The organism is Streptomyces sp. NPDC019443 (genome assembly GCF_044389785.1).
Classification (GTDB): domain Bacteria; phylum Actinomycetota; class Actinomycetes; order Streptomycetales; family Streptomycetaceae; genus Streptomyces.
Genome location: NZ_JBIRYJ010000017.1, coordinates 63450 through 75227, shown reverse-complemented (window position 1 = coordinate 75227; position 11778 = coordinate 63450). Strand labels below are relative to the sequence as shown.

The 11778-nt window shown below is 68.3% G+C and carries 13 protein-coding genes; 3 read left to right on the top strand and 10 right to left on the bottom strand.

All coding sequences use genetic code 11. The annotated features are described in order from the left end of the window. Positions 1 to 101 precede the first annotated feature (101 nt). The gene (locus ACH492_RS33930) at positions 102 to 959 is read left to right on the top strand and encodes a MaoC family dehydratase (protein WP_398992327.1); all 858 of its coding nucleotides are present in this window, start codon (positions 102 to 104) and stop codon (positions 957 to 959) included. Here the strand turns inward: ACH492_RS33930 and ACH492_RS33925 are convergent. Beyond that, positions 895 to 1542 (bottom strand): TetR/AcrR family transcriptional regulator, encoded by a 648-nt coding sequence (locus tag ACH492_RS33925; RefSeq protein WP_398992325.1) that lies wholly within the window; start codon positions 1540 to 1542, stop codon positions 895 to 897. The two genes, ACH492_RS33930 and ACH492_RS33925, sit on opposite strands and share 65 nt — an antisense overlap. Positions 1543 to 1723: 181 nt before the next feature. Then, positions 1724 to 2482, bottom strand: a complete 759-nt coding sequence (locus ACH492_RS33920; RefSeq protein WP_398992324.1) for a hypothetical protein — start codon at positions 2480 to 2482, stop codon at positions 1724 to 1726. 263 nt (positions 2483 to 2745) lie between these two features. Between ACH492_RS33920 and ACH492_RS33915 the strand changes: the two genes are divergently transcribed. Beyond that, the gene (locus tag ACH492_RS33915; protein WP_398992322.1) at positions 2746 to 3876 is read left to right on the top strand and encodes a glycosyltransferase; all 1131 of its coding nucleotides are present in this window, start codon (positions 2746 to 2748) and stop codon (positions 3874 to 3876) included. A gap of 86 nt (positions 3877 to 3962) precedes the next feature. Here the strand turns inward: ACH492_RS33915 and ACH492_RS33910 are convergent, their stop codons facing one another. The 5 genes from ACH492_RS33910 to ACH492_RS33890 form a co-directional block, all read right to left on the bottom strand. Next, the gene (locus ACH492_RS33910; RefSeq protein WP_398992320.1) at positions 3963 to 5486 is read right to left on the bottom strand and encodes a glycosyltransferase family 39 protein; all 1524 of its coding nucleotides are present in this window, start codon (positions 5484 to 5486) and stop codon (positions 3963 to 3965) included. Positions 5487 to 5719: 233 nt separating this feature from the next. Next, positions 5720 to 6016 carry a DUF4229 domain-containing protein gene (locus ACH492_RS33905; RefSeq protein WP_398992318.1) on the bottom strand — a complete coding sequence of 99 codons (297 nt, stop codon included), beginning with the start codon at positions 6014 to 6016 and terminating at the stop codon, positions 5720 to 5722. A 78-nt stretch (positions 6017 to 6094) separates the two neighbouring features. Then, positions 6095 to 6619: a GNAT family N-acetyltransferase gene (locus tag ACH492_RS33900; RefSeq protein ID WP_398992316.1), complete on the bottom strand. Its 525-nt coding sequence runs from the start codon at positions 6617 to 6619 to the stop codon at positions 6095 to 6097. Positions 6620 to 6627: 8 nt separating this feature from the next. Further along, positions 6628 to 7791 (bottom strand): aminofutalosine synthase MqnE, encoded by a 1164-nt coding sequence (mqnE, locus tag ACH492_RS33895; protein WP_398992314.1) that lies wholly within the window; start codon positions 7789 to 7791, stop codon positions 6628 to 6630. Between the two features lie 49 nt (positions 7792 to 7840). Then, the gene (locus tag ACH492_RS33890; RefSeq protein WP_356224055.1) at positions 7841 to 8296 is read right to left on the bottom strand and encodes an Lrp/AsnC family transcriptional regulator; all 456 of its coding nucleotides are present in this window, start codon (positions 8294 to 8296) and stop codon (positions 7841 to 7843) included. 114 nt (positions 8297 to 8410) lie between these two features. Between ACH492_RS33890 and ACH492_RS33885 the strand changes: the two genes are divergently transcribed. Next, positions 8411 to 8557: a hypothetical protein gene (locus tag ACH492_RS33885; protein ID WP_356224052.1), complete on the top strand. Its 147-nt coding sequence runs from the start codon at positions 8411 to 8413 to the stop codon at positions 8555 to 8557. 5 nt (positions 8558 to 8562) lie between these two features. Here ACH492_RS33885 and ACH492_RS33880 read toward each other — a convergent pair whose 3' ends face one another. The 3 genes from ACH492_RS33880 to ACH492_RS33870 all read right to left on the bottom strand — a co-directional run bounded on the left by ACH492_RS33880 (position 8563) and on the right by ACH492_RS33870 (position 11750). Continuing rightward, entirely contained in the window at positions 8563 to 9222 is a 660-nt protein-coding gene (locus ACH492_RS33880; protein WP_398992421.1) for a UbiX family flavin prenyltransferase, read from the bottom strand. 94 nt (positions 9223 to 9316) lie between these two features. Further along, the gene (gene mqnP, locus ACH492_RS33875) at positions 9317 to 10219 is read right to left on the bottom strand and encodes a menaquinone biosynthesis prenyltransferase MqnP (RefSeq protein WP_398992312.1); all 903 of its coding nucleotides are present in this window, start codon (positions 10217 to 10219) and stop codon (positions 9317 to 9319) included. Between the two features lie 79 nt (positions 10220 to 10298). Then, positions 10299 to 11750: a menaquinone biosynthesis decarboxylase gene (locus tag ACH492_RS33870; protein WP_398992310.1), complete on the bottom strand. Its 1452-nt coding sequence runs from the start codon at positions 11748 to 11750 to the stop codon at positions 10299 to 10301. Between the last annotated feature and the right edge of the window lie 28 nt (positions 11751 to 11778).

Here is an 11778-nt window from a genome sequence, read left to right as displayed (position 1 = left end):
CTGACTTCGCAGTAAATCTGCGACCCAGCAGGGGAGTCAGGACAATGACCGACCGACCAGGTGGTACGCGTCGACGGGCAGAGCCTGCTGGGAGCAGGAGAATGCCCCTCGCGCTCACCCTGGCGCGCGGCGCGCTGACGTCGCCGCTGAAGCGGAACATCCATGCGGGGGCCCGGCTCCCCGGGGCCCGGCTGGTGGAGCCGGGCGTACGGATCGACCCGGTCCGCCTCGCCGCGTACTCACATCTCTGCGGCTTCCAGCAGGCGGACCCGCTGCCCCTCCCGTATCCGCACATCCTCGGATTCCCGCTCACGATGCGGCTGATGACGGACCGGAGCTTCCCGCTCCCTCTCCTCGGCCTGGTCCACACCCGTATCGAGATCACCCAGCACCACGCCCTGCGCCCCGAGGACCCTCTTGAACTCACCGTGTACGCAGATGAGTTGACGCCCCACCGTCGCGGCACGGAAGTCACGATGGTGACGGAAGCACGCATGGACAGGAATCCGGTGTGGGAATCCCGCAGCGTCTATCTGGCCCGTCACAGAACCATGCGATCCGGTCCTCCCGACGGCCCTCGCGAGAGCACCCCCTCTCTCCCCCTCCCCGCGGTCGCCGAGTGGCAGCTCCCCGCCGGCCTCGGGCGCCGCTACGGCGCTGCCTCGGGCGACCGCAACCCCATCCATCTGCACCCGCTGACCGCGAAGCTGTTCGGCTTTCCGCGCGCGATCGCCCACGGCATGTGGACGCTCGCCCGCTGCCTGGCCGAGGCGGACACGGGTCAAGCAGCCTGCGTACGAGCGGAGTTCAAGGCCCCTGTACCGCTCCCCACGACCGTGACCTACGCAACCGACGGCACCGCCTTCCAACTCCGCAGCGGCGACCGCGTCCACCTCACCGGGGAGACCAGCGCTCACCCTTCATCAGGTCGCCCAGCCCCATCCAAGCGAAGTTCATGAGCGTCCCCGCCGCTTCCTTCGCCGAGACGCCCCCGGTCTCGTTCGCCCACCCCGCGAGCGACTCGGCCGCACCGACCAACGCCTGTGCGAGCCCCGCCAGATCCCGGTCGGCCAGCTCGGGGCCCTGGTGGGCCTCGCGAGCCGCGGCCCCGATCAGACCGGTCACGAACGCCACGATCTCGTCCCGCATCGCCGCCACCTCCGCGGCGAACGGCTCCCCGTGCGTCCGCGCCTGCCGGTGCAGCACCGACCAGCCATCGGGGTTCTCGGCGGTGTGTGTGAAGAACGCCCCGAGGCCCGCCCACAGTTGCCGGTCAGCCGGCAGCCCCGGCTCGGCCCCGGCCTGCACGGCCGCGATCAGCGCCTCGGACTCGCGCCGGATGCACGCTGTGAAGAGCTCTTCCTTGGAGCTCAGGTACAGATAGACCAGCGGCTTGGAGACCCCGGCCAGCTCCGCGATCTCGTCCATGGAGGCCGCCCGGTAGCCGCGCTGCCCGAAGGTCTGCACGGCGGCGTCCATCATCTGCCGCTCGCGCACGGCGCGCGGCATGCGTTTGCTCCTGACGCCCTTCACAGCACCCATGTCAGACATCCTCCCGCCCCACACATCCTTACTTCGCGGTAAGCCTACGACCCCCAACAGGAGCCCAGAAACGCGGAACGGTCCCCCTTCCAGCGTGGAAGGAGGACCGCGCCACGAGCCAGACCAGGTCAGGCCTGCAACCTGACCGGAACCGCTGGCCGAGTCGAGCGCCTGGAGCGGGCTACGGCTGAAGCGTTACCTCTGTCCAAGCGTCGTCGCACGTAAGGGTCGGGGCCACCGCCGGAGGACCAGGGTCGAAGGGGACCAGGGTGCACTGGGTCTCATACACGACCCCGGCCGTGGTCGTCACCTGGATCGAGACGCCCTCCGTCGCAATCACATCCAGCCCGTTGGCGGACGCCGAGATGGAGCAGGCGTCCACCGGGAAGCTGTCATCGTCGCTGATTTCCGTCCAGGCGTAGGTGCCGCCGGGGACCGTCCGGACGCCCGCGTGGGCCTCGACAGTGCCCGGGCCCGCGCCGTCCGGATCGAAGAGCGTGGCGCTGACCTGGTGGAGGGCAACCGCATCGAGCACAAGGGGGTTGTAGGTGTCGATGTCGTTGCACGACCCAGGGCCGGTGGCACCGGTGGCACCGGTGGCACCCGTGGCACCGGTCGCACCCGTGGCACCCGTAGCGCCCGTGGCGCCCGTCGCACCCGTCGCACCCGTGCCGTCCCTGTCATCGCAGTCGTCGTCGCCGCCGCCGGACAGTACAGCCTTCCCGTCCTCCACCGTGATCTCGCAGTAGTCGTCGTCCCCACCCGACGGGCCTGCCACACTCACGGCGCCAGGCGCCATGGGACTGTGCGATACGGCAACCGCGGGGCTCGCGAACCCCGCAAGCATGAGGACCATCGACGCGACGGTGCCGCCGGTCAGCCAGGCACTGCGTCTGGGAAGCGGACCAAGGGAGGACCTGGTCCTGTTCTCAGGATTCATTCACTGCTCCTTTTGGAACCGGATCTTGGAACCGGATCGGATGATGCGCCGGAAGCGAGTTCGAGCTTCCCTGGGATTCATCGGTTCACAGACGCAATGCCTTGAGAACCTTGCAGTGTTATCAACAGGATGGCGTATCAGGGGGACTCCAATGGGCGCATGCGCAACAGCGAACCCTGTACCGAGGTCGGCGTGCCGTCATCAGGGCGCGCAGGCCCAGTGCATAAGGTCGGCCGGTCCGAACCGCCGGGAGTGGTGATGCCATGAAGCCGTCCATCTGCCTCTGCATGATCGTCAAGAACGAAGCAAAAGTCATCGAGCGATGCCTCACCTCCGTCCGTGACCTGGTGAGCACCTGGGTCATCTCGGACACCGGCTCGACCGACGGAACCCAGCAGCTGATCCGTACGGCACTGGATGGCATCCCTGGCGAGCTTCACGAGGAGCCCTGGGTCAACTTCGGCCACAACCGGTCCCTGAACATCGAGCACGCCCGCGGCAAGGCCGACTATCTGCTCCTCCTCGACGCCGACCTCGTGATCCGGCGGGACGGCCCCCTGCCCCGCCTGACCGCCGATTCCTACATGCTCCGGCACGAGGGCGCGACCGAGTACCGCATCAAGCGCCTGGTCCGCGGCGACATCGCCTGGCGCTACGAGGGCGTCACCCACGAATACATCACCACCGACCAGCAGCACAGCCAGAAGAATCTCGACGCGCTCGTCATCGAGGACTTCGCGGACGGGGGCTCACGGCACGACAAGTTCGAGCGCGACGCGCGCCTGCTGGGCGCCGAGCTCGAGCGCGACCCCGCCAATTCACGCACGGTCTTCTATCTGGCGCAGACCATGCGCGACATGGGCAACGACGACGAGGCGATCACTCTGTACGAGCGCCGCGCGGAGATGGGAGGCTGGCCCGAAGAGGTGTACTACGCGCTGTTGCAGGTCGGGATCCTCAGAGCCAGATCCGACGACTGGCCGGGAGCCATGGACGCCTTCTCACGCGCCTGGGAGTCGCGTCCGCAACGGCTCGAAGCGTGTTACGAACTGGCCGCGCGGCTGCGCAAACTGGGCCGCTACCATCTCGCGCACTCGATCGTCCGCGCCGGGCTCGGCCGGAGGCAGCCGGCGGACCTGCTGTTCGTCCAGCCATGGGTGTATCGCTGGGGTCTGCTGTTCGAGTTCTCGATCACGGCCTACTGGGTGGGCGACTTCACCGGCTCGCTCCAGGCGTGCGACCGTCTTCTGGCGATGCCCGACGTGCCCGACGCCTATCGCGAGCAGACACGAGCCAACCGCACATTCGCGGCACAGCGGCTTGCGGCGATTCCCGAGCCGTCCACCGGATCCAGGGCGGCCAGGCGAGCGCGTACGGGTTCGAAGAAACGCTGACAACCGCGGCGCGGCCGCTACTGGACGGCGCCGCCGGTCTCGCCCGACCCTGACGGAAAGACCCACAGCTGACGCTCCGTCCTACGCTACGGATTGCGCTGCAGCAGTGTCACCGTCAGGCCGGTCAGGTGCTCGGTCCCCGTCGCCGTATAGCGCGCGCGCAAGGCCTGCGACTGGTCCCCGGGCAGCCCCCAACGAAGCGGATCCGGGACATTGCCGGCCACCACCAGCCAGATACGCCGCTCGTCTCTCACGCATGCGGCCGGGTCCGGGCACTCCGCCGACCACAGGCCGTTGCGCTCGGCAGCCGACGCGGAGCGGAAGACATCGCGCAACTGCAGGTCGCGGGGGAGGTAGAAGCGGACACCTACGTCGAGCCTGCGCCCGGCGTCGTCCCCGCGGTCGTAGACCACCGCGTCCCCGGGCCGGTGAGCTTTCTGGATGGTGCGCGCGGCGCCTGCGTAGTCCAGCCCTTCCCAGAAGTGTGCGTATGGCTTCCGCACCCCCTGCTGCTCGGGCAGCGTGAGCAGAGCGAGCACCACCAGCGCCGCCGCAACCGCCGCTCGGGATCGCACAGCGGTGAGACCGGCCCCGGCCAGCACCGCCCACGCCGGCAGGATGAACAGCAGATACCTGTAGAAGAAGTACGAGACCTCCCCGTGCGAGACCGCCCAAACCACCAACGGGGGCAGCACTGCCAGCGCGATGACGAACAGAACGGCGTCACGGCGCCCTCGCCACGCCAGCACGGCGAGTGTCATCACCGCTCCGGCGGCCAGGGCGGAGGCATACAGCTGCGGCCAGAAATTGATAAGCGTCCACATGTCCGGCTTGGGAATCCAGGTGATCTGCCGGGTGGCCTGCTCCATGCCCAGCAGTACCACCGGGGCCGCACAGGCCACGCCGGTCATGGCGGCAAGGCAGAAGCGCCAGGCGACCGAACGCTCGGACCGGATCCGCATGAGCACCGCGACCAGATGCCCGGCCAAGGCGGTCAGCGCCACCACGTGCAGGAGGCCGATGGCGCCCACGCACAGGGCATAGCCCGTCCACCGCCACCTGCTCTCGGGGCGGTCCAGGGCCCGAAGCAGCAGCAAGGTGGCCAAGGCCACAGCCAGGACAACCAGGGCATAGGGGCGGGCCTCGTGGGCGTACCGGGTCACCACCGGAATGAGAGCGAACACCAGGCCGCCGAACAGTCCGGCCCGGCGGCCGAACAACCGCTGCCCGATCAGCGCCACGCAAGCGGCGGTGCCGGCCATGGCCAGCGCCGAGGGCATACGCAGGGCCGGGGCGGAATCCCCGAAGACCGCCATCCACCCGTGCAGGAAAAGGTAGTACGTGCCAAGCGCCGCATCCACCTGCCGCACAACAGCCAGCAGCTGTTCGGTGCTGCGGGAGGCCACGTCCCAGCTGATCAGCTCGTCCTCCCACATCTGGGGGAGGCCGATCTGATACACCGTCAGCGCCAGTGTGGCCAGCGCCGGCCACGGCCATACGCTGCGCAGCGTCCCGCGGACATCCCGCTGCGCTTCCGACACTTGAACCGCGTCGGCGCCCTCATCAGGAGGTGTCCGATCCTGGGCCTGGGAAGGGGAGAAAAGTGCCATGTCGAACCCTTACTCGCGGCGGTAGCCCGACGACCGTAGGGGTCTTGATGGACCAACAGGAGGCACGGCATACCCAATACGACCGTTTTCCCCTGTTTGCCCGTTTAATTATTGTTCCGGAGCGGGAGCGCGGCGACTGCGGCGGCTACGTCGTGCGCGCCGAAGCGCCCCGGATCGGACGAGATCCGGGGCGCGAGTTGAGTATGGCGAGGCTTATGCGGTGCTCACGGCGCCTACTGGACGGCGCCGTCCTCCTGCGTACGGTTCGCATCGAGGCGGGCCTTGGCCTTGTCGACCTTGCCGACGAGCTGCTCGGACATCGCGTCACGCTGCTTGCGCAGCAGTACGAAGCTGAGCGGCGCGGACAGGACGAGAGCGAGCAGGACGACCCAGACGAAGTTCGAGTCGCCAAGCCCCTTGGGCAGTAGGCCGAACTGGACCAGGCCGCCCACGACGACGAGGCAGCCGATAAAGATGGCGAAGCGCATGGCGGTATACCGGATCGCGGCGCTCGTCCTGGCAGCGGACACGGCGGGCCTTCTCTCTTCGTACGACAGGTCGTGCCCAACCAGTGAAGCACGGCCGGCAGTGCCTGCTCCAAGCGGGCATCAGAGCAGCGGGAGCAGCATCGTGATGTCGTCGCGGTCGTCACCGTCGGCCACCCGGATCGCGCCAGGCACCCGCCCGACCTCCTTGTAGCCGCAGGCCCCGTAGAAGCGGTCGACGCCGGTGCCGCCGCGGCAGGTGAGCCGTATCGCCTCGATGCCCTCGAAGCCGCGGGCCGCGTCGGCGGCCGCGGCCATCAGATCGCGGCCATAGCCCATGCCCTGGTGGCGCGGGTGCACCATGACCGTGTACAGCCAGACCCAATGCAGCATCAGCCGGTGCGTGTTGTGCGTGAAAAAGGCGGTGGCGGCGACCGCCCCCTCCTCGTCGTACCCCACGAGCAGCCGGGTGCGGCCCTCGGCCATCGAGGCCAGATGCCTCACAAGCTCGGGCCGTACGGCCTCGCGGTCGACCGGGGGCACGAAGCCGACCGCGCCGTCGGCGTTGGACACGTCGACCCAGAGCGCGAGGATCCCGTCCCGCAGGGCGCGGTCGACCGGCGGGTCGAGGTGGAACGTGAGACTCATCGGCGGCCTCAGACCCGCATGGGCTGCGGCGACTCACGGCGGTCGGCGTCCGGGCCCGGGTACTCGCGGATGATCTCGTAGCGGGTGTTCCGCTCGACCGGGCGGAAGCCCGCGTCGCGGATCAGGTCGAGGAGATCGTCGCGGGTCAGCTTGTTCGGCGTGCCGTAGTTGTCCGCGTCGTGCGTGATCTTGTACTCGACGACCGAGCCGTCCATGTCGTCCGCGCCGTGCTGCAGGGCCAGTTGGGCGGTCTGCACACCGTGCATCACCCAGAAGACCTTGACGTGCTGGACGTTGTCGAAGAGGAGACGCGAGACCGCGAAGGTCTTCAGCGCTTCCGCGCCGGTCGCCATGGTCGTCCGGGCCTGCAGGCGGTTGCGGACCTTGCCGTCCTGCATGTCGACGAAGTCGTGCTGGTAGCGCAGCGGGATGAAGACCTGGAAGCCGCCGGTCTCGTCCTGCAGCTCACGCAGCCGCAGCACATGGTCGACGCGGTGGCGGGGCTCCTCGATGTGCCCGTACAGCATCGTGCACGGGGTCTTGAGACCCTTCTCGTGCGCGAGCCGGTGGATGCGCGACCAGTCCTCCCAGTGGGTGCGGTGGTCGACGATGTGCTGCCGGACCTCCCAGTCGAAGATCTCGGCGCCGCCGCCGGTCAGCGACTCCAGACCGGCCTCGATCAGCTCGTCGAGGATCTCGGACGCGGACAGGCCGGAGATGGTCTCGAAGTGGTGGATCTCGGTGGCGGTGAAGGCCTTCAGGGAGACGTTCGGCAGAGCCTTCTTCAGCTCGCTGAGAGAGCGCGGGTAGTAGCGCCACGGCAGGTTGGGGTGGAGCCCGTTGACGATGTGCAGCTCGGTGAGGTTCTCGCCCTCCATCGCCTTGGCGAGGCGGACGGCCTCCTCGATGCGCATGGTGTACGCGTCCTTCTCGCCCGGCTTGCGCTGGAACGAGCAGTACGCGCACGACGCGGTGCACACATTCGTCATATTGAGGTGGCGGTTGACGTTGAAGTGGACGACGTCACCGTTCTTGCGCGTACGCACCTCGTGCGCGAGGCCGCCGAGCCACGCGAGGTCGTCCGACTCATAGAGGGCGATGCCGTCCTCACGGGTCAGCCGCTCCCCGGCCCGGACCTTCTCCTCCAGCTCGCGCTTGAGTCCCGCGTCCATAGACGGCCGCCTCCCATGTGTCTCGTAACAGGCTCCGCCCACCGTATCCCTAGCGCTCCTCGGGCAGATCCCCGACCCGGTTCTCCCACTTGGTGGAGAGCACGATGGTCGTACGCGTACGGGACACACCCCTGGTCCCTGACAGCCTGCGGATCGTCTTCTCCAGACCGTCCACGTCGCTCGCCCGCACCTTGAGCATGTACGAGTCGTCGCCCGCGATGAACCAGCAGTCCTCGATCTCGGCGAGGTCCTTCAGCCGCCGCGCCACGTCCTCGTGGTCTGCGGCATCGGAGAGCGAGATGCCGATCAGGGCGGTGACGCCGAGGCCGAGCGAGGCTGCGTCGACGGTGGCGCGGTAGCCGGTGATGACGCCTGCCGCCTCGAGGCGGTTGATGCGATCGGTGACGGAGGGCCCGGAGAGCCCGACGAGCCGGCCGAGCTCGGCGTACGAGGCCCTGCCGTTCTCTCTGAGGGCCTGGATGAGCTGCCTGTCCACCGTGTCCATATGCCTGGACCCTTCCATTGTTTAGCAATCTCGCAAGTCTACGTATAGAATCTAAGGCATGCAGGGCAAACACCCTGCGAATCTTTCAAACGATCAAAGACGATCTTTCAGGAGATGACACTCACCGTGTACACGATCGAGATGGCCTACGCCCACATGCGAGAGCTGCAGGAGCTGGCCAACCGCTCGCGTGCCCACCAGCCGGCTGCCGCGCACCGCGTCGACAAGACCCGTACCGCACGCCGCGCCAAGAAGCGCTGACCCGGCTAATCCGTACGAGAGCCACCGAGCTCTCCCTCCCAACGGCGGTACAGCTGATGCGGCACGCCTGCCGCATCCAGCACCCGCCCCGCGACGAAGTCCACCAGATCCTGGATGTGCGTCGCTCCCGCATAGAACGCCGGAGAGGCGGGCAGCACCACGGCGCCCGCCTCGTCCAGCGTCACCAGATGCTTGAGGGTCTGCCCGTTCAAGGGCGTCTCCCGGATCGCGACCACAAGCCTCCGCCGTTCCTTGAGCGTGACGCTCGCGGCGCGCTGCAGCAGATCCTTCGACAGTCCGAGCGCGACCCCGGCCACACACGCCGTGGACGCCGGGACAATCAGCATCCCCTTGACCGGATACGAACCTGACGAAGGCCCAGCGGCCAGGTCCCCGGCGGCCCAGTGCCGGACACCGTCGATGTCCACCCGGAAGGTACCCGGCTTTCCGTCGGCCCCTCGCGCCAGCCACTCCCGCAGATCCTCGCGCCAGTGCGCGTCGCGGAAGGCGATCCCCGTCTCGTCGAGCAGCGTCAGCCGCGAGGCACGGCTGACCACCAGGTCCACGCTCTCGCCCGCGGCAAGCAGCCCACGCAGCACGGCGGCGGCGTACGGCGTCCCGGACGCGCCGGAGACCCCGACGATCCAGGGGTGGCGGCTCTTCACTTCTCCTGGCTCCACACCGGTGAGCCTATCCGGCGGCCTGTGGAGCGATACGTCAGGCGTTCGGGTCGGCCGGCGATGGTACGACGCGCCGTGGCTAAACGGTCAGACCACGAACCAGGAGATCCAGCAGCGCACACCCGAACAGGGCAATCCCGATGAACCCGTTGACGGTGAAGAACGCGCGGTTGAGGCGGGACAGATCGTTCGGCTTCACGATCGTGTGCTCGTAGAGGAACGCCGCCGCGACGATCACCAGGCCCGTCCAGAAGAACACGCCCGCGTCCGTCGCCAGCGCGTACCAGGCCAGCAGAACCGCCGTCACAAGATGCGAGGCCCGCGCACCGTACAGCGCCGCCGGGACGCCGAAGCGGGCCGGCACCGACAGCACACCGTGGGCGCGGTCGGCATCGACGTCCTGACAGGCGAAGATCAGGTCGAAGCCGCCGATCCAGATGCCGACCGCGAGGCCGAGGATCACCGCGTCCCAGGACCACTGCCCGGTGATCGCGATCCACGCGCCGACCGGGCCCATGGCCTGTGCGAGGCCGAGGATGGCGTGCGGGAAGTTCGTGAACCGCTTGCCGTACGGATAGACCACCATCGGGATCACCGCGATGGGGGCGAGCGCGAGACACAGCGGGTTCAGCGCGGCCGCGGCGCCCAGGAAGACGACGACCGCGATCAGCGCGCCGGTCCAGGCGGACTTCACCGACACCGCGCCGGTGACGAGCTCACGCCCGGCGGTACGGGGATTACGGGCGTCGATCTCGCGGTCGATGATCCGGTTGCAGGCCATCGCGAACGTACGCAGCCCGACCATGGCGATCGTCACCAGGAGCAGCCGCCCCCAGTGGATGTTCCTGTCGAGCTGGAACATCGCGGTGAGGGAGGCGATGTACGCGAAGGGCAGCGCGAAGACCGAGTGCTCGATCATCACCAGCCGGAGGAAGGCCTTGGTCCTGCCCGGACCCGGTACCGCCGCGGCGGACGCGCTCACAGGCCGTACTCCGGTTCATCCCCGCAGAGGCGGGGAAACCCCGGCTCCGCGCTGCCGTTCTCCATGGTCGGCCTTCGCCTCACAGCCCGTACTCCTTCCAGCGACGGGTCACCCGTTCGGATGTCTCCGGGTCGGACTCGACCATGTTCGGCCAGCCGCCGTCCCGGACGTACCCCTCCTCGGGGAGCTTCTTCGTCGCGTCGATGCCCGCCTTGCCGCCCCAGAACTGCTGGTACGAGGCGTGGTCGAGGTGGTCGACCGGGCCCTCCACCACCGTGAGGTCGCGGGCGTAGTCCGTGTTGCCGAGCGCGCGCCACGAGACCTCGTGCAGATCGTGGACGTCGCAGTCCGCGTCCACCACCACGATCAGCTTCGTCAGCGACATCATGTGCGCGCCCCAGATCGCGTGCATGACCTTCTGCGCGTGCTTCGGGTACTTCTTGTCGATCGAGACGATCGCGCAGTTGTGGAAGCCGCCCGACTCGGGCAGGTGGTAGTCGACGATGTCCGGCACGATGATCTTGAGCAGGGGCAGGAAGAAACGCTCCGTCGCGCGTCCCAGCGGCCCGTCCTCCGTCGGCGGGCGGCCCACCACGATCGACTGGAGCAGCGGGCGCTTGCGCATCGTCAGACAGTCGATGGTCAGCGCCGGGAAGGGCTCCTGCGGGGTGTAGAAGCCGGTGTGGTCGCCGAACGGGCCCTCCGGCAGCATCTTCCCCGGCTCCAGCCAGCCCTCGATCACGACCTCTGCCTGCGCGGGCACCTGCAGCGGGACCGTCTTGCAGTCGACCATCTCGATCCGCTTGCCCTGTACGAACCCCGCGAAGAGGTACTCGTCGATGTCGCCGGGCAGCGGTGCGGTCGACGCGTACGTCACCGCGGGCGGGCAGCCGAAGGCAATCGCGACCGGCAGCCGCTCGCCGCGCTTGGCGGCCACCTGGTAGTGGTTGCGGCTGTCCTTGTGGATCTGCCAGTGCATGCCGATGGTGCGGCGGTCGTGGCGCTGGAGGCGGTACAGACCGAGGTTGCGCACCCCCGTCTCCGGGTGCTTGGTGTGTGTCAGGCCCAAGTTGAAGAAGGACCCGCCGTCCTCGGGCCAGGTGAACAGCGCCGGCAGCTGGTCCAGGTCGACGTCGTCGCCGCGCAGGACGACCTCCTGCACCGGCGCGTCCTTCACCTTCTTCGGCGGTACGTGGACCATCGTGCCGAGCTTCCCGAACGCCTCGCGCACGCCGACGAAGCCGTGCGGCAGCTCCGGCTTGAGCAGCCCGCCGATCTTGTCGCTGATCTCCGAATAGGACTTGAGGCCGAGCGCCTTGAGGAGCCGGCGGTCCGTGCCGAAGACGTTCATCGCGAGCGGCATCGCCGACCCGCGCACGTTCTCGAACAGCAGGGCCGGGCCGCCCGCCTTGTTCACGCGGTCGACGATCTCCCCGACCTCCAGATACGGGTCGACCTCGGCCTTGATGCGCTTGAGGTCTCCCTCGCGCTCCAGCGCCCGGAGCAGGGAGCGAAGATCGTCATAAGCCATGCCCCCCAGTATCGGCCACCGACTACCC